This is a genomic window from Burkholderia sp. Nafp2/4-1b, assembly GCF_003635165.1.
GTDB lineage: Bacteria > Pseudomonadota > Gammaproteobacteria > Burkholderiales > Burkholderiaceae > Burkholderia.
In genome coordinates, this window is the sequence record NZ_ML058605.1 from 219,241 (window position 1) to 244,357 (window position 25,117).

The 25,117-nt window shown below is 68.7% G+C and carries 26 protein-coding genes and 2 pseudogenes; 13 read left to right on the forward strand and 15 right to left on the reverse strand.

What is annotated here, in order from left to right; genetic code table 11:
• Positions 1-57: 57 nt before the first annotated feature.
• Positions 58-549 (forward strand): Cys-tRNA(Pro) deacylase, encoded by a 492-nt coding sequence (ybaK, locus tag C7H84_RS15025; protein WP_121859523.1) that lies wholly within the window; start codon positions 58-60, stop codon positions 547-549.
• A 108-nt stretch (positions 550-657) separates the two neighbouring features.
• The gene (gene plsY / locus C7H84_RS15030) at positions 658-1,296 is read left to right on the forward strand and encodes a glycerol-3-phosphate 1-O-acyltransferase PlsY (RefSeq protein WP_121859524.1); all 639 of its coding nucleotides are present in this window, start codon (positions 658-660) and stop codon (positions 1,294-1,296) included.
• Positions 1,297-1,403: 107 nt separating this feature from the next.
• On the opposite strand, the gene C7H84_RS15035 is transcribed toward plsY, so the two are convergent.
• Positions 1,404-1,889, reverse strand: a complete 486-nt coding sequence (locus C7H84_RS15035; RefSeq protein WP_014896235.1) for a YajQ family cyclic di-GMP-binding protein — start codon at positions 1,887-1,889, stop codon at positions 1,404-1,406.
• A gap of 139 nt (positions 1,890-2,028) precedes the next feature.
• Here C7H84_RS15035 and murB point away from each other — a divergent pair, with 139 nt between their 5' ends.
• A complete protein-coding gene (gene murB / locus C7H84_RS15040) occupies positions 2,029-3,078 on the forward strand; it encodes a UDP-N-acetylmuramate dehydrogenase (RefSeq protein ID WP_121859525.1) in 1,050 nt (349 codons plus the stop codon).
• Positions 3,079-3,201: 123 nt separating this feature from the next.
• Here murB and argF read toward each other — a convergent pair whose 3' ends face one another.
• Positions 3,202-4,131 carry an ornithine carbamoyltransferase gene (argF, locus tag C7H84_RS15045; RefSeq protein WP_121859526.1) on the reverse strand — a complete coding sequence of 310 codons (930 nt, stop codon included), beginning with the start codon at positions 4,129-4,131 and terminating at the stop codon, positions 3,202-3,204.
• A 411-nt stretch (positions 4,132-4,542) separates the two neighbouring features.
• Here argF and C7H84_RS15055 point away from each other — a divergent pair, with 411 nt between their 5' ends.
• Positions 4,543-4,863 carry a DUF3579 domain-containing protein gene (locus C7H84_RS15055; protein ID WP_044848570.1) on the forward strand — a complete coding sequence of 107 codons (321 nt, stop codon included), beginning with the start codon at positions 4,543-4,545 and terminating at the stop codon, positions 4,861-4,863.
• A 146-nt stretch (positions 4,864-5,009) separates the two neighbouring features.
• On the opposite strand, the gene rpsT is transcribed toward C7H84_RS15055, so the two are convergent.
• Positions 5,010-5,282, reverse strand: coding sequence for a 30S ribosomal protein S20 (rpsT, locus tag C7H84_RS15060; protein WP_121859527.1), 273 nt, complete (start codon positions 5,280-5,282; stop codon positions 5,010-5,012).
• Positions 5,283-5,538: 256 nt separating this feature from the next.
• Between rpsT and murJ the strand changes: the two genes are divergently transcribed.
• Positions 5,539-7,134: a murein biosynthesis integral membrane protein MurJ gene (gene murJ / locus C7H84_RS15065; RefSeq protein ID WP_346428384.1), complete on the forward strand. Its 1,596-nt coding sequence runs from the start codon at positions 5,539-5,541 to the stop codon at positions 7,132-7,134.
• Between the two features lie 8 nt (positions 7,135-7,142).
• Positions 7,143-7,985 carry a SirB1 family protein gene (locus tag C7H84_RS15070; RefSeq protein ID WP_121859676.1) on the forward strand — a complete coding sequence of 281 codons (843 nt, stop codon included), beginning with the start codon at positions 7,143-7,145 and terminating at the stop codon, positions 7,983-7,985.
• Between the two features lie 76 nt (positions 7,986-8,061).
• Here C7H84_RS15070 and C7H84_RS15075 read toward each other — a convergent pair.
• From C7H84_RS15075 to lpxK, 5 genes and pseudogenes are all read right to left on the reverse strand, one after another.
• A pseudogene (locus C7H84_RS15075) lies at positions 8,062-8,187 on the reverse strand (3-hydroxyacyl-CoA dehydrogenase); the annotation flags it as partial.
• 145 nt (positions 8,188-8,332) lie between these two features.
• Positions 8,333-8,995 carry an adenylate kinase gene (gene adk, locus C7H84_RS15080; RefSeq protein WP_121859529.1) on the reverse strand — a complete coding sequence of 221 codons (663 nt, stop codon included), beginning with the start codon at positions 8,993-8,995 and terminating at the stop codon, positions 8,333-8,335.
• Positions 8,996-9,203: 208 nt separating this feature from the next.
• Positions 9,204-9,995 (reverse strand): 3-deoxy-manno-octulosonate cytidylyltransferase, encoded by a 792-nt coding sequence (gene kdsB, locus C7H84_RS15085; protein ID WP_121859530.1) that lies wholly within the window; start codon positions 9,993-9,995, stop codon positions 9,204-9,206.
• Positions 9,996-10,118: 123 nt separating this feature from the next.
• Positions 10,119-10,322 carry a Trm112 family protein gene (locus tag C7H84_RS15090; protein ID WP_006750935.1) on the reverse strand — a complete coding sequence of 68 codons (204 nt, stop codon included), beginning with the start codon at positions 10,320-10,322 and terminating at the stop codon, positions 10,119-10,121.
• Positions 10,303-11,331 (reverse strand): tetraacyldisaccharide 4'-kinase, encoded by a 1,029-nt coding sequence (gene lpxK / locus C7H84_RS15095; RefSeq protein WP_121859531.1) that lies wholly within the window; start codon positions 11,329-11,331, stop codon positions 10,303-10,305. Before lpxK ends, C7H84_RS15090 begins: the two co-directional genes overlap by 20 nt.
• Positions 11,332-11,781: 450 nt before the next feature.
• Between lpxK and xseA the strand changes: the two genes are divergently transcribed.
• Both xseA and sodB read left to right on the forward strand, forming a co-directional pair.
• Positions 11,782-13,164: an exodeoxyribonuclease VII large subunit gene (gene xseA / locus C7H84_RS15100; protein WP_121859532.1), complete on the forward strand. Its 1,383-nt coding sequence runs from the start codon at positions 11,782-11,784 to the stop codon at positions 13,162-13,164.
• Between the two features lie 250 nt (positions 13,165-13,414).
• Positions 13,415-13,993, forward strand: coding sequence for a superoxide dismutase [Fe] (gene sodB / locus C7H84_RS15105; RefSeq protein WP_121859533.1), 579 nt, complete (start codon positions 13,415-13,417; stop codon positions 13,991-13,993).
• Positions 13,994-14,112: 119 nt separating this feature from the next.
• Here the strand turns inward: sodB and chrA are convergent, their stop codons facing one another.
• Positions 14,113-15,324, reverse strand: coding sequence for a chromate efflux transporter (gene chrA / locus C7H84_RS15110; RefSeq protein WP_121859534.1), 1,212 nt, complete (start codon positions 15,322-15,324; stop codon positions 14,113-14,115).
• Positions 15,325-15,442: 118 nt separating this feature from the next.
• Positions 15,443-16,150: a Crp/Fnr family transcriptional regulator gene (locus C7H84_RS15115; RefSeq protein WP_121859535.1), complete on the reverse strand. Its 708-nt coding sequence runs from the start codon at positions 16,148-16,150 to the stop codon at positions 15,443-15,445.
• A gap of 81 nt (positions 16,151-16,231) precedes the next feature.
• Here C7H84_RS15115 and C7H84_RS15120 point away from each other — a divergent pair, with 81 nt between their 5' ends.
• Complete coding sequence (locus C7H84_RS15120) at positions 16,232-16,756, forward strand: Mpo1-like protein (protein WP_121859536.1); 525 nt, start codon at positions 16,232-16,234, stop codon at positions 16,754-16,756.
• Positions 16,757-16,786: 30 nt separating this feature from the next.
• Positions 16,787-16,909, forward strand: a pseudogene (locus C7H84_RS15125) (SAM-dependent methyltransferase); the annotation flags it as partial.
• A 15-nt stretch (positions 16,910-16,924) separates the two neighbouring features.
• On the opposite strand, the gene C7H84_RS15130 reads toward C7H84_RS15125, so the two are convergent.
• Together C7H84_RS15130 and mdtD are read right to left on the reverse strand one after the other, a co-directional pair.
• Positions 16,925-18,199 (reverse strand): EAL domain-containing protein, encoded by a 1,275-nt coding sequence (locus C7H84_RS15130; protein WP_121859537.1) that lies wholly within the window; start codon positions 18,197-18,199, stop codon positions 16,925-16,927.
• Positions 18,200-18,391: 192 nt separating this feature from the next.
• A complete protein-coding gene (mdtD, locus tag C7H84_RS15135) occupies positions 18,392-19,828 on the reverse strand; it encodes a multidrug transporter subunit MdtD (RefSeq protein ID WP_121859538.1) in 1,437 nt (478 codons plus the stop codon).
• A 223-nt stretch (positions 19,829-20,051) separates the two neighbouring features.
• On the opposite strand from mdtD, the gene C7H84_RS15145 reads away from it, so the two are divergent.
• Positions 20,052-20,375, forward strand: a complete 324-nt coding sequence (locus C7H84_RS15145) for a DUF2917 domain-containing protein (protein WP_121859540.1) — start codon at positions 20,052-20,054, stop codon at positions 20,373-20,375.
• Here C7H84_RS15145 and C7H84_RS15150 read toward each other — a convergent pair.
• Positions 20,348-21,580: a citrate/2-methylcitrate synthase gene (locus tag C7H84_RS15150; protein WP_121859541.1), complete on the reverse strand. Its 1,233-nt coding sequence runs from the start codon at positions 21,578-21,580 to the stop codon at positions 20,348-20,350. The two genes, C7H84_RS15145 and C7H84_RS15150, sit on opposite strands and share 28 nt — an antisense overlap.
• A 139-nt stretch (positions 21,581-21,719) precedes the next feature.
• Between C7H84_RS15150 and C7H84_RS15155 the strand changes: the two genes are divergently transcribed.
• Entirely contained in the window at positions 21,720-23,111 is a 1,392-nt protein-coding gene (locus C7H84_RS15155) for a CoA transferase (protein ID WP_121859542.1), read from the forward strand.
• A 21-nt stretch (positions 23,112-23,132) separates the two neighbouring features.
• On the opposite strand, the gene C7H84_RS15160 is transcribed toward C7H84_RS15155, so the two are convergent.
• Positions 23,133-23,879, reverse strand: coding sequence for a GntR family transcriptional regulator (locus C7H84_RS15160; RefSeq protein ID WP_121859677.1), 747 nt, complete (start codon positions 23,877-23,879; stop codon positions 23,133-23,135).
• A 167-nt stretch (positions 23,880-24,046) separates the two neighbouring features.
• Here C7H84_RS15160 and C7H84_RS15165 point away from each other — a divergent pair, with 167 nt between their 5' ends.
• On the forward strand, positions 24,047-24,892 hold the full coding sequence (locus C7H84_RS15165; RefSeq protein WP_121859543.1) for an aldo/keto reductase: 846 nt from the start codon (positions 24,047-24,049) through the stop codon (positions 24,890-24,892).
• Between the two features lie 26 nt (positions 24,893-24,918).
• On the opposite strand, the gene C7H84_RS37165 is transcribed toward C7H84_RS15165, so the two are convergent.
• On the reverse strand, positions 24,919-25,117 hold a 199-nt coding region (locus C7H84_RS37165), incomplete at its 5' end, for a hypothetical protein (RefSeq protein WP_240462031.1).

Sequence of the window (25,117 nt, forward strand, 5' to 3'; positions counted from 1 at the left end):
CACGACAGCACGACAGCACGATCGCGTCCGCCGGTCGTTCGCCATTAAAATGCCGCCATGAGCAAATCCAGACACGTGTCCGAGACGCCCGCGACCCAGCTGCTGCGCCGCCACGGCGTCGCGTTCGACGAGCATCCGTACGACTACGTCGAGCACGGCGGCACCGGCGAGTCGGCGCGCCAGCTCGGCGTCGACGAGCACAGCGTCGTGAAGACGCTCGTGATGGAGGACGAGCACGCGAAGCCGCTGATCGTGCTGATGCACGGCGATCGCACGGTATCGACCAAGAATCTCGCGCGGCAGATCGGCGCGAAGCGCGTCGAGCCGTGCAAGCCCGACGTCGCGAACCGCCATTCGGGCTACCTGGTCGGCGGCACGTCGCCGTTCGGCACGCGCAAGACGATGCCCGTGTACGTCGAGTCGACGATCCTCGAGCTGCCGACGATCTACCTGAACGGCGGCCGCCGCGGCTATCTCGTCAGCCTCGCGCCGGCGGTGCTCACGACGCTGCTCGGCGCGACGCCCGTGCAGTGCGCGAGCGTCGACTGAGGGTTTCACCTTCGTGGCAGGCCTCGCCCGTTCGGTAGAATGGGCGCCGTTTCGGCCGGGCGCGCCCGGCCGTCCCTTCATCGATACGTTGAAAGAAGAGTTCTCCGCATGCAGATCCTGCTCGCCGCACTTGTTGCCTACCTGATCGGTTCGGTGTCGTTCGCCGTCGTCGTCAGCGCCGCGATGGGCCTGGCCGATCCCCGTTCGTACGGGTCGAAGAATCCCGGCGCGACCAACGTGCTGCGCAGCGGCAACAAGAAGGCCGCGATCCTGACGCTGCTGGGCGATGCGTTCAAGGGCTGGCTCGCCGTCTGGCTCGCGCGGCGCTTCGGGCTGCCCGACGTCGCCGTCGCGTGGGTCGCGATCGCCGTGTTCCTCGGCCACCTGTATCCGGTGTTCTTCCGCTTCCAGGGCGGCAAGGGCGTCGCGACCGCGGCCGGCGTGCTGCTCGCCGTGCACCCGGTGCTCGGCCTCGCGACCGCGCTGACCTGGCTGATCGTCGCGTTCTTCTTCCGCTATTCGTCGCTCGCGGCGCTGGTGGCGGCCGTGTTCGCACCGGTGTTCGACGTGTTCCTGTTCGGTACGCGCCACAACCCGGTCGCGTGGGCCGTGCTCGCGATGAGCGTGCTGCTCGTGTGGCGTCACCGCGGCAACATCTCGAAGCTGCTGGCGGGGCAGGAAAGCCGGATCGGCGACAAGAAGAAGGCGGCGGCCGACGGCGGCGCGCAGGACGGCGGGAAGGCCTGAGCAACGGGGTGTGCCGCTGCCGCCCACCGGCGCGCCTCGTGTGAGGCGCCCGGCGGCGCGGCGTGAATCGCTGACGGCGCGGCCGAGCACGCCGTCGACCGCGTCGATCAGTCGCGGAAGTTGTTGAAGTCGAGCGGCGTGTCGGTCACGTCCTTGCGCAGCATCGCGATCACGCTCTGCAGATCGTCGCGCTTGGTGCCAGCCACGCGCACCGCGTCGCCCTGGATGCTCGCCTGCACCTTGATCTTGCTGTCTTTCACGAGCCTGACGATCTTCTTCGCGAGGTCGCCCGTCACGCCTTTCTTCACGGTGACGACCTGCTTGACCTTGTCGCCGCCGATCTTCTCGACCTTGCCGTAGTCGAGGAAGCGCACGTCGACGTTGCGCTTCGCGAGCTTGTTGATCAGCACGTCCTTGACCTGGCCGAGCTTGAAATCGTCGTCGGCGAACAGCGTCAGCTCGCGTTCCTTCTGCTCGACGCGTGCGTCGGAGCCCTTGAAGTCGAAGCGCGTCGAAATTTCCTTGTTCGACTGCTCGATGGCGTTCTTCACTTCGATCATGTTCGCTTCGGAAACGACGTCGAACGATGGCATGGCATTCTCCCTTGAGGTGCGGGCGCCCGGCTCGCGCGCGGGCACTCGCTATAATTGCGGACTGTTTGCCATTTTACCGATGCCCCTCCGTTTGCCCAAGGCCGGCCGTTGCGCCCGCCGCCGGCGGACGTGACCGCGAATGCCGATGCCTCCTGACGATTCCGCCCTGTCGCTGCTCCCCGACTATCCGCTCGCCGCGCACAACACGTTCGGCATCGCCGCGACCGCGCGTTTCGCCGCCCGCATCACCGATGCCGCGCAGTTCGCGGCGCTGCATCGCGACCCGCGCGTCGCGCCGCTGGCGCAGCTCGTGCTCGGCGGCGGCAGCAACGTCGTGTTCACGCGCGATTTCGACGGCGTCGTGCTGCTCGACGAGATCGCCGGCCGCCGCATCGTGCGCGAGGACGACGACGCATGGTACGTCGAGGCCGGCGGCGGCGAGACCTGGCACGCATTCGTCGCATGGACGCTCGAGCACGGGATGCCGGGCCTCGAGAACCTCGCGCTGATTCCGGGCACCGTCGGCGCCGCGCCGATCCAGAACATCGGCGCGTATGGCCTCGAGATGAAGACGTACTTCGATTCGCTGGTCGCCGTCGAGCTCGCGACGGGGCGCAGCGAGCGCTTCGACGCCGCGCGCTGCGCATTCGGTTATCGCGACAGCTTCTTCAAGCGGGAAGGGCGCGGCCGCTTCGCGATCGTGTCGGTGACGTTCCGGCTGCCGAAACAATGGACGCCGCGGCTCGGCTACGCGGACGTCACGCGCGAGCTCGACGCGCGCGGCATTGCTCCCGATGCGGCGACGCCGCGCGACGTGTTCGACGCGGTCGTCGCGATCCGCCGCGCGAAGCTGCCCGATCCGCTCGTGCTCGGCAATGCCGGGAGCTTCTTCAAGAATCCGGTGATCGACGTCGCGCAGTTCGATGCGCTGCGCGCGCGCGCGCCGGACGTCGTGTCGTATCCGCAGCCGGACGGGCAGGTGAAGCTCGCGGCCGGCTGGCTGATCGATCAGTGCGGCTGGAAAGGGCGCGCGCTCGGCGCTGCGGCCGTGCACGACCGGCAGGCGCTCGTGCTGGTCAATCGCGGCGGTGCGACGGGTGCCGATGTGTTCGCATTGGCGCGCGCAATTCAGGACGACGTGCGCACGCGCTTCGGCGTCGAGCTCGAACCCGAGCCGGTGTGCGTGTAGCGCGGCCGTCGACCTCGTTTTCAACTGCGCAAACGAAAAGCGCCGATCGACGATCGGCGCTTTTTTTCGCGTGCCGCCGGGGATGCCGGCGGTGCGTAAGTACGTAAGTACGGTGTACCGGGGTCAGTGCTTGAGACGGCCGAGCAGCAGGAACTCCATCAGCGCCTTCTGCACGTGCAGGCGGTTTTCCGCCTCGTCCCACACGACGCTCTGCGGGCCGTCGATCACGCCGGCCGTCACTTCCTCGCCGCGGTGTGCCGGCAGGCAATGCATGAAGAGCGCGTCCGCATTCGCGTGACCCATCATTTCCTCGTCGACGCACCAGTCGGCAAATGCCTGCATGCGCGCTTCGTTCTCGGCTTCGAAACCCATGCTCGTCCACACGTCGGTCGTCACGAGATCGGCGCCCTTGCACGCTTCGTTCGGATCGTCGAACACTTCGTAGAACGGGGCGCTGTCCGGCGACACGAGCTTCATGTCGAGCGCATAGCCCGGCGGCGTCGACAGGCGCAGCTTGAAGCCGAGGATCTGCGCGGCCTCGATCCACGTGTACAGCATGTTGTTCGCATCGCCGACCCACGCGACCGTCTTGCCGGCGATCGGGCCGCGGTGCTCGTAGTACGTGAAGATGTCCGCGAGCACCTGGCACGGGTGGTATTCGTTGGTCAGGCCGTTGATCACCGGCACGCGGGAGTTCTGCGCGAAGCGCGTGATCACGTCCTGCTCGAACGTGCGGATCATGATGATGTCGACCATTCGCGAGATGACCTGCGCCGAATCTTCGACGGGCTCGCCGCGGCCGAGCTGCGTGTCGCGCGTGCTCATGAACACCGCGTGGCCGCCGAGCTGGAAGATGCCGGCTTCGAACGACAGGCGCGTGCGCGTCGAGCTCTTCTCGAAAATCATCGCGAGCGTGCGGTCGTGCAGCGGATGATAGGTCTCGTAGTTCTTGAACTTGCGCTTCAGGATACCCGTGCGTTCGAGCACGTACTCGTAGTCTTCCAGCGAGAAATCCTTGAACTGCAGGTAGTGACGAATGGTTTTGGCGGTCATGAAACGAGATACGGCGGGTCGGACCGGCCGCGGGGCCGGACGGCGCCGCCGTCGGGTGTGGATAACTCAAAGCAGCATAAAGGATTTTCTGTGCTTTGACGAGCCGCGGCGATAACCGGGGCGCGATCGCAACGCGTGCGGACGGGCGTCGGAAGAGGGGCCGCGAGACGGCGCTCGATGCCGCACTGCGGTATAATTCAAAAGTTTTCTCCAGCCCGGCAGGCAAGCCTTTTCGCGCTCTGCCGGACACAAGCCATGCGCTGCACACATCCGGTGCGGCGCGCCGGCGGCACGCAGCGACGGCCCGTTTTCGGGATATCGGAGCGCGTGTGCGGCCGTCCCTCCAGCTTTGTGTTCGCGTATCCAGGCGCCGTCGCCTGGACATCGCCGGGCCGTCACTTGGGTAACCACATGGCTGAAACCCCTCCGACCGAATTCTTCATCCAGGGCATCACGAAAGACGGGAAAAAGTTTCGCCCGAGCGACTGGTCGGAACGTCTGGCCGGCGTGATGGCCTGCTTCGGGCCGGGTGCGAGCGGGCCGAATGCGCGCCTGAAATATTCGCTGTACGTGCGCCCGACGATGCTCGGCGATCTGAAATGCGTGATCCTCGATTCGAGGCTGCGCGACGTCGAGCCGATGGCGTTCGATTTCGTGTTGAACTTCGCGAAGGACAACAACCTCGTCGTGACCGAGGCGTGCGAACTGCCGGACTACCACGAGAAGAAGTGAACTCGACGGGCGCGCACATGCCGCGCCCGCGCGCGGCGATCCATTCGATGCGCTGCGCGCGCGATGCACAGCAAAAAAGCCCGCCTAGGCGGGCTTTTTTGCGATCGCAGGAAACAGGAGCACCCGCCGAAGCGGGCGCGCCAGATTTACGCTGCTGCCTGCACGCCCTTGACGGCTGCGGCGAGGCGGCTCTTGCTGCGAGCGGCCTTGTTCTTGTGAACGATCTTCTTGTCGGCGATCGTGTCGATCGTCTTCACGGCAGCCTTGAACAGCTCGGCAGCCTTAGCCTGGTCGCCGGCTTCAACAGCCTTGCGGACCGACTTGATCGCGGTACGGAATTTCGAGCGCAGCGCCGAGTTGTGCGAATTTGCCTTCGCGGCTTGGCGGGCGCGCTTGCGTGCTTGTGCGGAGTTAGCCATGACGGTTCCTTATCCTGTCCTGTTTCCAGAGCTTGGAGCCTGACGGCCAAGCGCTGCTTTTCGATCCGTCCCCTGAGAGCGATTGCCCAGGGGCGCATAAAAAACGGTGATTTTAACCGAGGCCGAGACATGAAAACGACAGGCGCCGTGCATGTACAGGCTCAGAAACCGGCGATTATAGCAACAAAATCAAGCCTATGGCAAGTTCCGCGTGACATCGGCCGGGCGGGGCGCCGGCAACGCACGTGCATTTCGCATCCGCCCGTGCCGGGACACGCAACGTCCGTATAATAAGCGCCCCATGAATCTATTCCGAGCCCTGCTGACGGTCAGCGGCTTCACGCTGCTGTCGCGCGTGACCGGACTGGCCCGCGAGACGCTGATCGCCCGTGCGTTCGGCGCCAGTCAATACACCGACGCGTTCTACGTCGCCTTCCGCATTCCGAACCTGCTGCGCCGCCTCTCTGCCGAAGGCGCGTTCTCGCAGGCGTTCGTGCCGATCCTGGCCGAGTTCAAGAACCAGCAAGGGCACGACGCGACCAAGGCGCTCGTCGACGCGATGTCGACCGTGCTCGCGTGGGCGCTCGCCGCGCTGTCGGTGCTCGGCATCGCCGGCGCGTCGTGGGTCGTGTTCGCGGTCGCGTCCGGCCTGCACACCGACGGGCAGGCATTCCCGCTCGCGGTCACGATGACGCGGATCATGTTCCCGTACATCGTGTTCATCTCGCTGACGACGCTCGCGTCCGGCGTGCTCAACACCTACAAGAGCTTCTCCTTGCCGGCGTTCGCGCCGGTGCTGCTCAACGTCGCGTTCATCGCCGCGGCCGTGTTCGTCGCGCCGCATCTGAAGGTGCCGGTGTTCGCGCTCGCGTGGGCCGTGATCGCCGGCGGCGTGCTGCAGTTCCTCGTGCAGCTGCCGGGCCTGAAGAAGATCGACATGGTGCCGCTGATCGGCGTCAACCCGGTGCGCGCGCTGCGCCATCCCGGTGTGAAGCGCGTGCTTGCAAAGATGGTGCCCGCGACGTTCGCGGTGTCGGTCGCGCAGCTGTCGCTGATCATCAACACCAACATCGCATCGCGGCTCGGGCAGGGCGCGGTGTCGTGGATCAACTACGCCGACCGCCTGATGGAATTCCCGACCGCGCTGCTCGGCGTCGCGCTCGGCACGATCCTGCTGCCGAGCCTGTCGAAGGCGCACGTCGACGCCGATACGCATGAATATTCGGCGCTGCTCGACTGGGGGCTGCGCGTCACGTTCCTGCTCGCGGCGCCGAGCGCGCTCGCGCTGTTCTTCTTCGCGACGCCGCTCACCGCGACGCTCTTCAACTACGGCAAGTTCGACGCGCATACCGTGACGATGGTCTCGCGCGCGCTCGCGACCTACGGGATCGGCCTCGTCGGCATCATCCTGATCAAGATCCTCGCGCCGGGCTTCTATGCGAAGCAGGACATCAAGACGCCGGTGAAGATCGCGATCGGCGTGCTGATCGTCACGCAGCTCTCGAACTACGTGTTCGTGCCGCTGATCGGCCATGCGGGGCTCACGCTGAGCATCGGCGTCGGCGCGTGCCTGAACTCGCTGCTGCTGTTCCTCGGGCTGCGCAAGCGCGGCATCTACCAGCCGTCGCCGGGCTGGCCGCGCTTTTTCGTGCAGTTGATCGGCGCGGCGCTCGTGCTCGCGGGCTTGATGCACTGGTGCGCGATCAGCTTCGACTGGACCGGCATGCGCGCGCAGCCGCTCGATCGCGTCGCATTGATGGCCGCGTGCCTCGTGCTGTTCGCTGCACTATATTTCGGTATGTTGTGGGTGATGGGCTTCAAATACGCTTACTTCAGAAGGCGCGCCAAGTGACGACCGCAATGACCCGCGTCCTCGACTACTTCAGCACGCTCGTGGCGGACGACGACAGTCTGCCCGTCACCGAGACCGCGCTGTCGCTCGCACAGGACGCGTATCCCGACCTCGACCTGCAGGGCACGCTGGCCGAACTCGACATGCTGGCCGCGCGGCTGCGCCGCCGGCTCACCGACGATGCGGACCTGAAGGACCGCGTCGCCGCGCTCAACGAGTTCTTCTTCCGCGAACTCGGCTTCGCGTGCAATCACAACGATTACTACGACCCCGATAACAGCCACCTGAACGCGGTGCTGAAGCGGCGTCGCGGGATTCCGATCTCGCTGTCGGTGCTGTATCTCGAGCTGGCCGAGCAGATCGGCGTGCCGGCGCGCGGCGTGTCGTTCCCCGGCCACTTCCTGCTGCGCGTGACGCTGCCGGACGGCGACCTGATCATCGATCCGACCAACGGCCATTCGCTGTCGGAAGCCGAGATGGTCGAGATGCTCGAGCCGTACGTCGCGCGGGCGGCGGGCGCGGTCGACAGCGCGTTGCGCGCGCTGCTGCAGCCTGCCACGAGCCGCGAGATCATCGCGCGGATGCTGCGCAACCTGAAGACGATCTATCTGCAGACGGAACGCTGGCAGCGGTTGCTCGCCGTCCAGCAGCGGCTCGTGATCCTGCTGCCGGAACAGCTCGACGAAGTGCGCGACCGCGGTTTCGCGTATGCGCGGCTCGACTACCTGCGCCCGGCGCTCGAGGATCTCGAGCAGTATCTCGGCGAGCGGCCCGATGCGGAAGACGCGACCGTCGTCGAATCGCAGGTCACCGAATTGCGGCAGCGGATGCAGCGCGACGGCGAGGACTGAGCCGCCGCCGGAACCCGCAGCACCATGAAGAACGCCCGCATCGCGGGCGTTGTTGTTTGTTTGCAGTCGTTTGCAGTTATTTCGGCTGCATCCGGATCGCGCCGTCGAGGCGGATCACTTCGCCGTCGAGCATCGGGTTCTCGACGATCTGGCGCACCAGCAGCGCGTATTCGTCCGGTTTGCCGAGCCGCGGCGGGAACGGCAGCATCGGCGTCTCGAACCCGCCGTCGGGCGCCGGCCAGGCCGGCACGGTCGTGCGGATCGAAGCCAGACGAAACGACTGAACCAGACAAAAAAAGCCGCCCGGGAAGGGCGGCTTGCGGGTGCACGACGCAGTGCTTCGGTGCTTACTTCAGTGCGTCGAATGCACGCTCGCGGATCTCATCCACGGTGCCGAGGCCCGAGATCTTGCGATACTGCGGAGCCTTCAGGCCGTTTTCCTCGCCGCGCTGCGCCCAGTCGCCGTAGTACGTGATCAGCGGCTTGGTCTGCGCTTCGTACACTTCGAGACGCTTCAGGACGGTTTCTTCCTTGTCGTCGTCGCGCTGGATCAGCGGTTCGCCCGTTACGTCGTCCTGGCCCTCGACCTTCGGCGGGTTGAACTTCACGTGGTACGTGCGGCCCGATGCCGGGTGGGTGCGGCGGCCGCTCATGCGCTCGACGATTTCCGAGAACGGCACGTCGATTTCCAGCACGTAGTCGATCGCGACGCCGGCTTCCTTCATCGCGTCAGCCTGCGCGATCGTGCGCGGGAAGCCGTCGAACAGGTAGCCGTTCGCGCAGTCCGCTTCCTTCAGGCGCTCCTTCACGAGGCCGATGATCAGCGCGTCCGGCACGAGCTTGCCGGCGTCCATGTAGCCCTTCGCCTCGACGCCGAGCGGCGTGCCGGCCTTGACGGCCGCGCGCAGCATGTCGCCCGTCGAGATTTGCGGGATGCCGAACTTTTCCTTGATGAAGTTTGCCTGGGTGCCCTTTCCCGCGCCGGGCGCGCCCAACAGGATCAAACGCATGGTGATATCTCCAGTATGTAGATTCGTGTGGCGAGACGCAAAAGCGTCGGCGACAGCGTGCGCGGGGCTTGCCTGGCGCGCGGCGCATCGGTCTGACGCGGCGCGTCGGCGGAAAGCGACGCGCGGCTGCCGGAGCGGGCCGTGGCGGGGTCAAGCGAGAACGCGCGGGTCGCGGACGGCTCGCACAATCGCCTGATTATGCCACGGGTTATTTTGAAGTCGGCCGAAAAAGGGCCTGCACGCGTGCGAGATCGGCCGGCGTATCGATGCCGGCTTCCGGCGCATGCTCGGTGATCAGCACCGCGATGCGCTCGCCGTGCCACATCGCACGCAGCTGTTCGAGCTGCTCGGCCTGCTCGATCGGCGCCTGCGCGAGCGACGGATAGGTGCGCAGGAAACGCGCGCGATACGCGTAGAGACCAATGTGTCGATGCACCGGAAACGCCGGTGCTGGCATGGCTGAGACGTCGGGCCAGTGCGGCAGGTACGCGTCGCGGCTCCACGGAATCGGTGCTCGCGAGAAGTACATCGCGACGTTGCGCGCATCGAGCGCGACTTTCACGATGTTCGGGTTGAACACGTCGGCGGCGTCGTGGATCGGGTGCGCGGCGGTCGCGATCGCGCAGTCCGGATGCGCGGCGAGGTGCGACGCTACGTCGCGCACGAGCGCCGGGTCGATCAGCGGTTCGTCGCCCTGCACGTTGACGACGACGGTGTCGTCGCTCCACCCGAACGTCGCCGCGACTTCCGCGAGCCGGTCGGTGCCGGATGGATGATCGGCGCGCGTGAGCACCGCTTCGAAACCGTGTTCGCGCGCCGCGTCGAGCACGCTCTGCGCGTCGGACGCGACGAGCACCTGCTGCGCACCCGCTTCGCGTGCGCGCTCGGCGACGCGCACGACCATCGGCTTGCCGCCGAGATCGGCGAGCGGCTTGTTCGGCAGGCGCGTCGACGCGAGCCGGGCAGGAATGACGGCGATGAAGGGCTGCGGATGAGTCATCGGGGTTGGGCGGTGAGAAGAGCGGGGGCGGGGCGGGCGGCACATCGAACGCCGGCCGCCCGGCAGGCCTCGGCACGCGGGCGCGGCGAGCCGCGGGCGCATGCCGGTGCAGCGATCAGGCGTTCAGCTGCCGGCCGGGCCGGCCGGGTCGACCGGCGTGCCTTCGACGGTCTGGCGCGCTTCGTCGACGAGCATCACGGGGATGCCGTCGCGGATCGGGTAGGCGAGCTTGTCCGCGTTGCAGATCAGCTCCTGCGCGGCGCGGTCGTAGTGGAGCGGGCCTTTGCAGATAGGGCACACAAGGATTTCAAGCAGGCGAGCGTCCACGGAGTTTCTCCACAACGAGGGCAATGAGGCGAGGATCGAGCGCGGCTTCGACGGGGACGACCCACAGCCGAGCGTCGCGCCAGGAAGCACCCAATTTTACTGCATCCTTCTCGGTAATCAGGATCGCATCGACTGCATCGTCGACGAACGGATTGTCGGCGAACGCGTAATGGTCGGGCAGCGCGCGCGTCGCCGGGGCGAGGCCGGCCGCGCGCAGCGTCGCGAAAAAGCGCTCCGGCGCGCCGATCCCGGCGGCGGCGAGCACGCGCTCGTTCGCGAACTGCGACAGCGGGCGCCGCAGCGCCGGCTGGTCGAGATGCCACGCGGCACCCGGGCTCAGCGCGAGCGCATAGGTGTCGGGCCACGGCGGCAGCGTGCCGCTGTACGGATCGTTGACGAGCGTCGCGTCGCGGTGGCGCGACAGCGGCTCGCGCAGCGGGCCGGCCGGCAACAGGAAGCCGTTGCCGCCGAGCCGGTGGTCGAACACGACGAGCTCGACCGCGCGCGCGAGGCGATAGTGCTGCAGGCCGTCGTCGCTGACGATCACGTCGACGTCCGGATGCGCGGCGCGCAGCGCCTGCGCGGCTGCGACGCGATCCGGGCACACCCACACGGGCGCGCCGGTGCGGCGCGCGATCAACAGCGGTTCGTCGCCGGCCGCGCTCGCGCGCGACGCAGGTGTGACCGCGGTCGGGGCCTTCACGTTCGCGCCGTAGCCGCGCGACACGACGCCCGGCGTGAAACCGGCCGCGCGCAGCGCATCGACCAGCGCGATCACGGTCGGCGTCTTGCCGGTGCCGCCGACGGTCACGTTGCCGACCACGACGACCGGCACGCCGACGTCGACCGGTTGCTTCCAGCCCTGCGCATAGGCAGTGCGGCGCAGCGCCGCGCACAGGCCGAACACGCACGCGAACGGCGTGAGCGCCCACGCGAGTGCGCCGCGCCGCTGCCATTCGCGCGTGAGCCGCGCTTCGAGCCGCGCGAGCGGGCCGCCGGGCGCGCTCATCGGGCCGGGCGGCGCGCGTCGTGCGCCGCGGCGTGGGACGGATTGATCAAGGCGGATTCTCCGTTGGGCGGCGCATGCCGCAAGGTCTTCGGAAGGCGGCACTCTAGCGCGCCGCACGCGGGCGCGGCAAGCGCGGCCGGACTATGCACCCGATGGGGCCGGATGGACGCGGGCTGTGGATAAGTCTGTGAAAAACTCTCGGCCCGTCCGCGTCAAACGCCCGTCGGGCGGACATCGAATCGGCGGCGAACGGAACCGTAATGTTTAAAAATCGATAAGAATCAACGCGTTATGCGGAATCGTCTGGATTTTTCCGCGGTTTTCAACTGTTTTTGGCGGACGATTGCCAGAGTGTGGACACATTTCGCACTGCGCGGCGCGCACGCTCGACGCTGGACGTCGCGCGCGTGTCGGACTATCGTGTCGCCGCCAGCACTCATCCGATCGCCCATGTTTTCCGACTCCTCTTTTTCCGCGCCCGGCGCTACGCGCGGCGGCGACGAAGTGATTCCCGTTTCGGCGCTCAACCGCGCGATTTCGACGATGCTCGAGCGCTCGTTTCCGCTGCTGTGGATTTCGGGCGAAGTGTCGAATTTCACGCGCGCCGCGAGCGGCCACTGGTATTTCTCGATCAAGGACCAGCAGGCGCAGATGCGCTGCGTGATGTTCCGCGGTCGCGCGCAGTACGCGGAATTCACGCCGCGCGAAGGCGACCGGATCGAGGTGCGCGCGGTCGTCACGATGTACGAGCCGCGCGGCGAAGTGCAGCTCAACGTCGAGGCCGTGCGGCGCACCGGGCAAGGGCGCCTGTACGAGGCATTCCTGCGCCTGAAGGCGCAGCTCGAGGCCGAAGGGCTGTTCGCACCCGAGCGCAAGCGGCCGCTGCCGGCGCACCCGCGCGCGATCGGCATCGTCACGTCGCTGCAGGCCGCCGCGCTGCGCGACGTGCTGACCACGCTCGCGCGCCGCGCGCCGCACATCCCGGTGATCGTCTATCCGGCGCCGGTGCAGGGCGCGGGCTCGGCCGAAAAGCTCGTCGCGGCGGTGCAGACGGCAAACGCGCGCCGCGAGGTCGACGTGCTGCTCGTCTGTCGCGGCGGCGGCTCGATCGAGGATCTGTGGTCGTTCAACGATGAAGCGCTCGCCCGTGCGATCGCGGCGAGCGACCTGCCGGTCGTCAGCGGCGTCGGCCACGAAACCGATTTCACGATCGCGGACTTCGCGGCCGACCTGCGCGCGCCCACGCCGACCGGCGCGGCCGAACTCGCGAGCCCGCAGCGCGCATTGCTGTTGCGCGAGGTCGCCGAGCGGCAGCGTGCGCTGGCGCGCTGCCTCGAACGCGGCCTCGAGCAGCGTGCGCAACAGCTCGACTGGCTCGCGCGCCGGCTCGTCAGCCCGGCCGAGCGGCTGCAGCGGCAGCGCACGCATATCCAGCAACTGACGGTGCGGCTCGCGTCGGCGGCGTCGCGGCCGGTGCGCGACGCGCGCGCGCGTTTCGCGCTCGCGCAATTGCGCTGGCAGCGTGCGCGGCCCGACCCGGCGCAGGCGCGCCATGCGCTCGCCGGGCTGTCGCAACGTCTCACGGTCGCGCTGCAGCGCCGTCATGAACGTGACACCGCACGCGTGTCGGCCTGTGCGGCGCGGCTCGAGGTGTTGAGCCCGCAGCGCACGCTCGAGCGCGGCTACGCGGCGTTGATCGACACGCAGACGGGCCGCGCGGTGCGCGCGCCGAATGCGCTCAAACCGCAGCGCCGCCTGACCGTGCATCTTGCCGAAGGCTCGGCCGACGTGTCGCTCGCCGACGTGCAGCCGCGGCTGACCGACTCGATGTGATGCGCGCGGCGTAAGCGAAACGCAGGTTACGCGGCCGGCGTCCGCACGCGCCGCGCACATCGGGTGCGCCGAGCGCGGGAACGGATGCTGCGCGTCGCCGTGTCGTCCTGTCGGGTGAAGCGCCAGCGCCGATTTTCTGCATACCGCGGATAAATGCCCGTGAGTTTGCGGGGATATTCGGACTCGCCTACAATCGGACGCTCGGCAGCATTCAACACAGCCTCCCTACATACTCAACGAAGGAATCGCCATGGCTCATACGCTCCCGCCGCTCCCGTACGCTGAAGACGCACTCGCGCCGACCATCTCGAAAGAGACGATCGAGTACCACTACGGCAAGCACCATCAGGCTTATGTGACGAACCTGAACAATCTGATCCCGGGCACGGAATTCGAAAACCTGCCGCTGGAAGAGATCATCAAGAAGTCGTCGGGCGGCATCTTCAACAACGCCGCGCAAATCTGGAACCACACGTTCTTCTGGAACAGCCTGTCGCCGAACGGCGGCGGCGCACCGTCGGGCGCGCTGGGCGACGCGATCAACGCGAAGTGGGGTTCGTACGACGCGTTCAAGGAAGCGTTCTCGAAGGCCGCGGTCGGCACGTTCGGTTCGGGCTGGGCATGGCTCGTGAAGAAGGCCGACGGTTCGCTCGACATCGTGTCGACGAGCAACGCCGCCACGCCGCTGACGACGGCCGACAAGCCGCTGCTGACCATCGACGTGTGGGAACACGCGTACTACATCGACTACCGCAACGCACGTCCGAAGTTCGTCGAAGCGTTCTGGAACATCGTGAACTGGGACTTCGCAGCGAAGAACTTCGCGTAAGTCCGGGCGGCCTGCGCGCCGTTGCGGCGCGCGGCACCCTAGAACGAAAAAGCCCTCGTCACGAGGGCTTTTTTGTTTTTGTCAGGCGTGAAACGACTCGGTGCGCTGCCTTCGACGAATCAGGCGACCATCGTCGACAACCAGCCAAGCGCCGCGCTCGCGATCACGACGGCCCACGGCGGCACGCGCCAGAACGCGAGCGCGACGAACGCGACGAGCGCCGCCGCGAAATCGCGCGGCGACACGATCGTCTCGCTCCACACCGGGTGATAGAGCGCCGCGAGCAGCAGCCCGACGACGGCCGCGTTCACGCCCGCGAGCGCGGCCTGCATGCGCGTACTGCGGCGCAGGCGTTCCCAGAACGGCGCGGTGCCCGCGACGAGCAGGAACGACGGCGCGAAGATCGACGCGAGCGCGATCGTCCCGCCGAGCCAGCCGTTCGGCGCGTCGCGCAGCGATGCACCGAGGAATGCGGAAAAGGTGAAGAGCGGTCCCGGCACGGCCTGCGCGACACCGTAGCCGGCCAGGAACGCCGAATCACCGACCCAGCCCGGTGCGACGACCGCGGCCTGCAGCAGCGGCAGCACGACGTGACCGCCGCCGAACACCAGCGCACCGGTGCGGAAGAACGCATCGACCACCGCCAGCGTGTGCGAATGGAGCGCGCCGGCTGCAAACGGCAACGCGACGATCAGTGCGGCGAACAGCACGAGCCACAGCGCGCCCGCACGGTGCGACACGTGCAGCGGCAGCGGCTCGTGCGCGGCGCGCTCGGGCTGCGGCAACAGCACGAGACCGGCGGCGCCGGCCGCGGCGATCACGATCACCTGCAGCCACGCGGTCGGCGCAACGAGCGCGATGCAGGCCGCGATGGCCATCAGCGTGACGCGGCGCGCATCCGGGCACAGCGTGCGCGCCATGCCCCACACCGCCTGCGCGATCACCGCGACCGACACGATGCGCAACCCGTGCAGCGCGCCGGCCGCGAGCGGCGTGCCGGTCGCGTGCACACCGAGCGCGAAGAGCATCATCAGCAGCGCCGACGGCAGCGTGAAGCCGAGCCATGCGGCGAACATCCCCGCATAGCCCGCGCGCGACAGGCCTATCGCCATCCCGACCTGGCTGCTCGCCGGCCCGGGCAGGAACTGGCACAGCCCGACGAGATCCGCATACGCGCGCTCGGTCAGCCAGCCGCGCCGCGTGACGAACGCATCGCGCAAGTAGCCGAGATGCGCGACGGGGCCGCCGAACGACGTGAGGCCGAGCCGCAGGAACGCGACGAATACGGGCCACGCGTGGCGGGAAGGGGCGGTGACGGTCGACGTGTTCAAGCGCGTGTGCGGTGAGGAAAAGGGAATGAGCCGCCACGATAGCGCGAAGCGATGACGGCGGGAATGCGGCGATGGCGCGACGGCGTCGGTGCGCGGTCGGTCCGCAGTCGATGCGCGATCAGTACGTACCGTCCGGCAGGCCGCTCGCGCGGCGCAGCGCGCCGACGTCGACGAGTTCGATCTCGCCGACATGCAGCCGCACGATGCCGTCCGCCTGCAGCGCCTTCAGCAGCTGGTTGGTGGTCTGCCGCGTCAGCGATAGCATCGCCGCCAGCTTTTCCTGCGACAGCCGGATACGCGTGCGGCCGGCGCTGATCCCGCCGTAGCCGTCGGCGATCATCAGCAACCGCGCGGCGAGCCGCTGCGCGGCCGGCATCACGCTCATCGATTCGACGGTCAGGAAACTGAGGCGCAGCTTTTGCGCCATCAGCAGCGCGAACTGCCGCCAGTATTGCGGCGTCGCGTCGAGCATCGCGAGCAGCGCGTGATGCGGCACGTGCAGCAGCAGCGTGTCATCGAGCGCGATCGCGTCGTGCGTGCGCGGCTGGCCGTCGAACAGCGCGATCTCGCCGAACCACGTGACGGGCTCGACGACCGTCAGCAGCGCTTCCTTGCCCTGCGCATCCACCGCGCCTATGGTGAGGGAACCCGTCAGCACCGCATACAGCCCGCATGGCGGGTCGCCGCGGCGGAACAGCGCGTGGCCGGCCGGCACGCGGCGCAGCGCGGCGCGGGCGAGCAGGTCGTCGCGCATCGCGGGCGGCAGCGCCGCAAACCACGGGTGCGCTTCGATCTGCGGCAGGTACGGGGCGAGCGACGAGGGCATGGGCACGCGATGTCGGGTAGCTGACAGAGGTTCTCGGGCGTGACGCGCATCATAGCGCTCAATGCTCGTTCCGGAGACACCATGAAGACGCTCGAGGATCACCTTTCCCAGTATGCGGCTTACCATCGCGACGCGCGCAACATCGCGACGCATCTGGTCGGCATTCCGATGATCGTGTTCGCGGTCGAGGTGCTGCTGTCGCGGCCGGCGCTCGGCACGCTGGCCGGCGTCGCGCTGTCGCCCGCGCTGCTGCTCGCCGTGGCGTTCGTGGTGTTCTACCTGCGCCTCGACCTGCGTTTCGGGGTGGTGATGACCGCGCTGTTCGCGCTCGGGCTGTGGGCCGCGCAGACGCTCGCGCTGCTGCCGACCGCGCAATGGCTCGGCATCGGCATCGGCGCGTTCGTGGTCGGCTGGATCGTGCAGTTCGTCGGACACTGGTTCGAGGGGCGCAAGCCCGCGTTCGTCGACGATCTGGTCGGGCTGATGGTCGGGCCGCTGTTCGTCGTCGCCGAAGTCGCGTTCTTCGCGGGCCTGCGCGGCGATGTGCGCCGCGAAGTCGAGCGGCGCGCGGGGCCCGTGCACGGCGGCGCGCATTCGCATGTCTGACGCGACGGCCGCGCCGGTCCGGGTGTTCCGGCGCGCATGCATGCGGCGCTCGGCACCGGCATGCACGTGATCGACGAACACGAGGTGGTCAGCGCGTCGTCCGGCAAGCGCGTGCGCCGGCTGATCGTGCGCCGTGCCAATGGCGCCGCGTGAGCGCGGCGCGCACCGTCATTCGCGGTTGAGCGCCGCTTCCCAGTTGATGTCGACGCACAGCACCTGCATGCCGGTCGCGGCCGGCGCGGCGATCGAGGCGGTCACGCACAGGTGCGCTTCGTTGATCGACAGGTAGGGCGGCGTCAGATGCACGCGGCCCGGCGCGCGCATCGCATGGATGAAGTAAGGGCGGCGTTCCCAGCTCGCGCCTTCCGAATGCAGCAGCGGCCGGAAGCGCTTCGCCCGTTGCGACACGCTGCCGCGCGCGAGCACGTTGTCGCCGATCTGGCGGCCCGATGCATCGAGCAGGAAGCAGCGCGCGGTTTCCGGCAACCCGAGCACGGCGCCGGCGGCGTCGATCAGCGGCTCGCCCGCGACGAGCTTCTGGCTCGCTTCCTCCAGCGCGGCGACGTACGGCGCGAGCCGTTCGGCCTGCGTGCGCTCGCGTTGCGCGACGCGCAGCCGCAACGCGGCCGACAGCGTATCCATGCAGCCGGCGGCGGCCTGCGGTTGCACGGGATCGACGCTCGGCCCCGCGAAATACTGCCCCTGCACGAAATCGACGTCGCATTCGAGCGCGATCAGCGCGTCGCGTTCGGTCGACAGGCCGCCCATCAGCACGAGCTGGCCGGATTCGTGCAGCAGCGACACGAGCCCCGGCAGCACGCGTTCCAGATGCGAGTGCTCGCTCGCCTGCGCGAGGATGCCGCGGTCGAGCGTGACGATGTCGGGATGCAGGTGCCACACGCGGTCGATGTTCGAATGCTTCGCGCCGAAGCCGCCGAGCGCGATCAGGAAGCCGGCCTTGCGCAGCCCGTCGACGATCGCCGCATAGCGCGGCGTCTCGCCGCCCGCCTGCTCGGGCACCTCGAGCACCACGCGGTGCGGCGGCAGGCCGAGCGCCTTGAGGTTCGCGAGCAGCGCGTCGCCGTAGACGGTGTCCATCAGCGCGGCCGGATGCAGGCTCAGGAAGAGCCATTCGTCGTGGCTGTCGAACGCGTGGAAGTTGCCGAGATGCAGCGATTCGGCGAGCCGGCCGAGCTCGAGCAGGTCGCCGCGCCGCGCCGCCTGCGTGAAGACCTCGTGCGACGCGACCTGGCGGCCGTCCTCGTCGTGCGCGCGCAGCGACGCGTGATAGCCGATCGCGCGGCGGTGCGACACCGAGAAAACGGGCTGGAACACGCTGAACACGGTGTACGCGCCGTACAGCACGGTGCGCCGCTTGCCGTCGTCGCCGGCGACGGGGCGGGGCGGCTGGAAGCCGGGTGGATCGATGTCGATCATGCTCATGTTGTCGGCCGAAGGAAGACTGGCAGTTTACCTACAGAATAGGCCAGCAAGAAGCATGCACGGCAACGCGCGCCGTGCGGCGGGCCGTCGCGGCCCCGCCGCCGCCGCGTGGTGCGGCCGCGCTGCACCGACATGGTGCGCGGCGCGCCGCCGTGGCGATTGCTGGGGCGCGTAGCGCACGCGTTGCTTGCGTCACGCGCGTTCGGACGGGTCGGTCTTGCGCACGCGGCCGCGAATCTCGGGCGCGAGCTGCGCGAAGATCCACGCGGACGCGGCCGTGATGATCCCGACGCAGATGAACGTCGCATGGAACGCGGGCAGCGTGTTGCTCGGCGTCACCGTGCGCAGCATCCCGGTGAAGGTGGCCAGCAGCGCGCCCGCGACCGTGACGCCGAGGCTCATCGACAGCATCTGCACGAGCGAGAACAGGCTGTTGCCGCTGCTCGCGCCGCCGGTGCCGAGATCCTTCAGCGTCAGCGTGTTCATCGCGGTGAACTGCATCGAGTTGAAGCCGCCGAACAGCGCGAGGTGGACGACCTTCACCCACACCGGCACCGTGTCGCGCATCAGCGCGAAGCTCGCCATCATCACGCCGACCATGATCGTGTTCGCGAGCAGCACCTTGCGGTAGCCGTGCTGCGTGATCAGCCGCGTGATGAGCCGCTTCGAGAACATTCCGGCCGCCGCGACCGGCAGCATCATCAGCCCGGCCTCGAACGCCGAATAGCCGAGGCTCACCTGGAGCAGCAGCGGGATCAGATACGGCATCGCGCCGCTGCCGATCCGCGCGAACAGATTGCCGAGCAGGCCGACGCTGAACGTGTGGATCTTGAACAGTTCGAGCGAGAAGATCGGCTGCGGCGCGCGCACCGCGTACAGCCCGTACGCGACGAAGCACGCGAGGCTCAGGATCAGCAGCACGAGCACGGCCGCGTGCTGCATCCCGAGATCGGCGAGGCCGTCGAGCGACAGCGAGATCGCGACCATCCCGATCGTCAGGAGCAGATAGCCCTTCAGGTCGAAGCGGCCGACGGCCGGATTGCGCGAGTCGGGCATCGAGTAGAAGGTCGCGATGCAGCCGGCGATGCCGACCGGCACGTTGATCAGGAAGATCCAGTGCCACGACGCGATCTTCACCAGCCAGCCGCCGAGCGTCGGCCCGATCAGCGGGCCGATCAGCCCGGGTATCGCGACGAACGACAGCGCGGACAGGTAGCGCTCGGCCGGGAACGTGCGCAGCACCGCGAGCCGTCCGACCGGCAGCAGCATCGCGCCGCCCACGCCCTGCACGATGCGGAACACGACCAGCTGCTGCAGCGTATGCGCGTTCGCGCACAGCAGCGAGCCGAGCGAGAACACCAGGATCGCGCTGAAGAACACGCGCCGCGTGCCGAACGTGTCCGCGAGCCAGCCCGAGACCGGAATCATCACCGCCATCGTCAGCGAATACGCGATCACCACCGACTGCATCCGCAGCGGCGATTCGCCGAGGCTCGCGGCCATCGACGGCAGCGCCGTGTTGACGATCGTCGAGTCGAGCGTCTGCATGAAGAAGCCCGTCGCTACGAGCCAGAGCATCACGGTGAGGTTCTTTTCGCCGGGAACGGCGGCGGGCGGGCGTTGGAACATGGGGCGGACCGGTGGCGCGGGACAGCCGCCATTGTAGGCAATGCTGCTGGGCGGTGCAGGATCGGGCCCCACCGCGTCGGCCAACCGGACACGGCACGCGCGGACGCCCGTCCGCTGGCGGACCGGTACAGTTCGGTCGAAACTGTCTGCAGGCGTATCTGTCCGTGTGTTGCCACTGTCCGAAATACTGATGCCATCGAAGCCACGCGACCCGGAGGCGGCCATGCGCGAACTGCGACTCTACGAAATGGACGGCAACGAACCGGCCGCACGCTGGCGGATCGTCGATCGCACCGCGCTGCACGTCGCGGACGGGGGCCTGTGGGTGACGGTCGAGGGCCGGCCAGACGATCACTGGCTGCGCGCCGGCGAGTCGCTGACGCTGCTGCCCGGCATGCGGGTATGGATCAGCGCGGCGGCGGGCGGCGCGGTGTTCGCGTTCGGCCCGCAGACGGCGCCCGCCGTGCAGGTCGCACCGACGGCGTGGCGGCGGCTCGCCGCATGGCGCGGCGGTCGCGCTCAGGCTGCCGCATCGCTGCCGACGTAACGTGCGCGCGGCCGGATCAGCTTGCCGTCCGCGTACTGTTCGAGCGCATGCGCGATCCAGCCCGCGGTGCGGCCGGCCGCGAACAGCGTGAACGCGGCGCCGTCGGGCAACGCCAGCGTGCGTTCCAGCACCGCGAGCGCGAAATCGATCGCCGGCCGCACGCCGGTCGCCGCTTCCACGCGCGCGGCGAGGGCGCGAGCGAGCTTCAGCGGCGTGCGTTCGGGCAGCGCCGCGTGCAGTGCGTCGAGCAATGCGCGTGCTCGCGGATCGCCGTCGGGATAGAGCGGGTGAGCGAAACCGGACAGTGCCGTGCGCGCACCGTCCGTGCGTTCGTCGTGCGCGAGGCGCAGCGCGAGGTAGCGGTCGAGGTCGGCGGTGCGCGCGGCTTCGTCGAGCAGCGCGCCCGCGCGGAACGTCTCGCCGCCGTGACGCGGGCCCGACAGTGCCGCGAGCCCGCCCGCGATCGCGCCGAACAGGTGCGTACCGGTCGACGCGATGCAGCGCACGGCAAAGGTCGACGGATTCAGCTCGTGGTCGGCGCACAGCACCAGCGCGCGGCGCAGCAGGTCGGCTTCGTCGCGCCGCCGGATGCGCCACGCGGCAGCGAGCTGCCGATGGACGGGCGCGTCGCCTGGCGCGCTGCCGGCCAGCGCGGCCGTCGTCACGCGCAACAGCAGCGTGGCCGCTTCGAACTGCGCGTCGCGCCCCTGCGCCCACAGGCGCGGCAGCGATGCGGCCGCGGCCGGAAGCAGCACCAGCGTGCGCTCGAGCGGCGCGACGTGCGTCCAGCGGCGTGCCCAGTCGTCCCACTGCGCGGCGTCGAAACCGGCCGACGCGAGCGTTGCGGCGGCGAGCCGCGCGGGCGGACAATCCCACAACCGTGCGGCCGTTTCCTCCAGCGTCGCGTCGTTTGCGAGCGCGATCGCATCGGCGCCGCGGTAGTGCAGCCGGCCGTCGGCAATTTGCGTGATCCGCGATTCGAGCACCGGCACGCCCCAGTCGAGCGAGCGTTCGGCGACGCCGCCCGCGCGTTTCGCATCGGCGCGGCGGCGCGCGAGCAGCCGCACTTCGTCCGCGTCGTAGCGGCGGCGCTTGCTCGCGCCGTCGGGCAGCGAGCGCAACAGGCCGCGGCTCACGTACGCATAAAGGGTGCTCACGCTGACACCGAGGATGCCGGCGGCTTCCGGCGCGCTGAGGGAGGTCATGCCGATCGCTCCTGTCGGGACGCATGAAGCGCGGCCCGGCTACAACTATTCGTTATGTATTGATTCGCGCTATCAAGATTGATCGCGCCAGTCGCGAATTCTAGACTCGATTGCATCTCCTCAACGGCACGCGTTCACCATGACCCCCGAACTCGCATTGATCCATTTATGGCAGCTCGCCCACGGCGAGCCCGGCGCGCTGGCCCGTGCCGCAGTGACGGGGCAGGACCCGACGCTGCCGTCCACGTTCCACGTCGGCACGCTCGCCGCGGCGACGATCGCGGCCGCCGGCCTCGCGGCGGCCGAATGCCACCGGTTGCGCACGGGCGTCGCGCAGCGCGTCGACGTGTCGATGCGCGACGCGCTCGTCGCGTTCCGCAGCGAGCGCTACCTGCGCGTGGACGGCGGCCCGCCGCCCGAGCCGCGTCATCCGGTGACGGGCTTCTACGACACGCGCGACGGGCGCTGGATCCAGCTGCATGCGAATTTTCCGCATCACCTGCGCGGGATTCTCGACGTGCTCGGCTGCGGCCCGCAGCGCGACGACGTTGCCGCCGCGATCCGCACGTGGGACGGCGCGGCACTCGACACCGCGCTGGCCGACGCCGGCCTGTGCGCGGCATTGATCAGAACCCCTGACGAATGGGCCGCGCACGAGCAGGCACACGCGCTCGCGGCGCTGCCGCTGTTCGAGATCGAGCGGATCGGCGATGCGCCGGTCGAGGCGATCGGCCGCGGCGAGCCGGACCAGCCGCTCGCGGGCGTGCGCGTGCTCGATCTCACGCGCATCATCGCGGGGCCGGTCGCGGGCCGCACGCTCGCGTCGCACGGCGCGCACACGCTGCTCGTCAACGGCCCGCACCTGCCGAACATCGCGTCGCTCGTGATCGACAACGGGCGCGGCAAGCGCTCGACGTGGATCGACCTGCGCGAGGCGGCGGGCGTCGCGACGCTGCGCGAACTTGCGTGCGACGCCGACGTATTCCTGCAGGCCTATCGCCCCGGCGCGCTCGCGGCACGCGGGTTCTCGCCGCAAGCGCTTGCCGACTTGCGGCCGGGGATCATCTGCGTGTCGGTGTCCGCGTACGGGCATGCGGGGCCGTGGTCGATGCGGCGCGGTTTCGACAGCCTCGTGCAGTCGGCCAGCGGCATCGCGTGGCACGAGCAGCACGCCGCGCGCGCGGACGGCCCGCGCCACCTGCCGTGCCAGGCGCTCGATCATGCGACGGGTTATCTCGCGGCGTTCGGCGCGATGATCGCGCTCGCGCGGCGGGCGACGGAAGGAGGAAGCTGGCACGTGCGGCTGTCGCTCGCGCAGACGGGGCGCTGGCTGCAATCGTTCGGCGCGGTGCCGGACGGGCTGCATGCGCCGGATTGGGCGTTCGACGATGTGCGCGACCGGCTCGAGCGCATCGCGTCGCCGTTCGGCACGCTCGATGCCGTGCGTCCGGCCGAGCGCCTGTCGGCGACGCCCGCACGCTTCGCGCGGCCGCCCGTGCCGCTCGGCACGGACGCGGCGCGCTGGCAGTGAGCGCAGGCGGCGCAGCCGGCGTTACTTGCGCAGCTCGACGACGAAGTCGTAGTAGTCGTTGCGGCAGTAGGTATCGGTGAGCTCGATCGCACGCTGGTCGGCGGTATAGCCGATCCGCGTGATCAGCAGCAGCGCATCGTGCGGCGCGATGCCCATCTGCTGCGCGATCTCGTCGGTCGCGTTGACCGCGCGGAAGTGCTGCAGCGCGCGCACGATCGGCGTGCCGCGCGCTTCGAGGTAGCTGTACAGCGAGCCGCCGATCGCCTGCGGATCGGGAATCAGCGTGGCGGGGAACGTGGAGTTCTCGACGGCCATCACGATGCCGTCGGCAAGGCGCAGGCGTTTCAACCGTGTAACGGAGGCGGCCGGCGACAGCCCGAGCTGGATCACTTCGTCGCGATTCGCCGGCTGGATCTCGCGCTCGAGCCATTGCGAGCTCGGCTTGAAGCCGCGCCGCTCGAGCATCTCGCTGAAGCTCGACAGCCGCGACAGCGGATCCTCGTAACGCGGCTGGATGAAATTGCCGGCGCCCTGCGTGCGGCGGATCAAGCCTTGCTCGACCAGCAGCGCGATCGCCTTGCGCGCGGTGATGCGCGACACGCCGAGCGCTTCGGACAGCACGCGTTCGGACGGCAGCGCCTCGCCGGCCGTCCAGCGATTGTCGTGGATCGCATCGCCGAGCTTGCGGGCGAGCTGCAGGTAGAGCGGCGTGTCGTTGTCGGGGTCGGGGCGCAGGTCCTGCCAGCGGTCGTCCGTGGGTGACTTCATGGAATGGGTATCGATCAGGTTGCCGGCCATTCTAAGTCATCATGCGGCGGCGTTATAGCCGGTTTTTGCCGTGCAACAGGTGGACGGCACGTCGATTGACTACACTGATGCGTCGTATTTGATGCTTCGGCCGCCGTGCGCGGCCATCAATCCGCAGCGAGGAGCGCATGACAGACACGATCGCCACGGTCGTCCTGCCGGACGGCGAGACGATTCCGAAGCTCGGCCTCGGCACCTGGGAAATGGGCGAGCGGCCCGCGCGCCGCGCGGACGAAATCGCCGCATTGCGCGAGGGCATCGCGCTCGGCATGACGCTCGTCGATACCGCCGAGATGTACGGCGACGGCGCGACCGAGGAACTCGTCGGCGAAGCGCTCGACGGCTTGCGCGACGACGTGTTCCTCGTCAGCAAGGTGTACCCGCATCATGCGAGCCGGCGCGGCGTCGTCGCCGCGTGCGATGCGAGCCTCAAGCGTTTGCGTACCGACCATCTCGACCTGTACCTGCTGCACTGGCGCGGCTCGGTGCCGCTCGAGGAGACGGTCGAAGGATTCGAGACGCTGCGCAGGGCAGGGAAGATCCGCCACTGGGGCGTCAGCAACTTCGATACGGCCGACATGGCCGAACTCGTCGAAGACGCAGGCGGTAGCGCGTGCGCGACCAACCAGATCCTTTACAACATCGCGCGGCGCGGGCCGGAGTTCGACCTGCTGCCGTGGCTGGCCGACCACCGGATCCCGGCGATGGCCTACAGTCCGGTCGATCACGGGCGGCTGCCGAAGCGTTCGCCGCTCGATGAAATCGCGCGGCAGCGCGGCGTGTCGGTCACGCGCGTCGCACTCGCTTGGGTGCTTGCCCAGCCGCGCGTGTTCGCGATTCCGAAGGCATCGCGGATCGAGCACGTGCGCGACAACCGCGCGGCGCTCGATCTCGTGTTGAGCGATGACGAGCGCGCGCAGCTAGACGGGTACTTCCGTCCGCCGCGCAGCAAGCGCGCGCTCGAAATGCTCTGACAGCAGCGGGTCAGGCGGCGCTTCGGTCAGTGGCCATGGCCGCCGGCCGAGCCGCCGTTGCTGCCACTCCCGCCGGCGCTGCCGTTCCCGTTGCCATTGCCGACGCCATTGGCCCCGCCGTTTCCAGCGCCGCCACTGCCGTTGCCATTGCCGTCGCCGCCGCCGTTGCCGTGACCACCGGTGCCATGGCCGCCGCCACCGGAGCCGCCACCGGAACCGCCACCG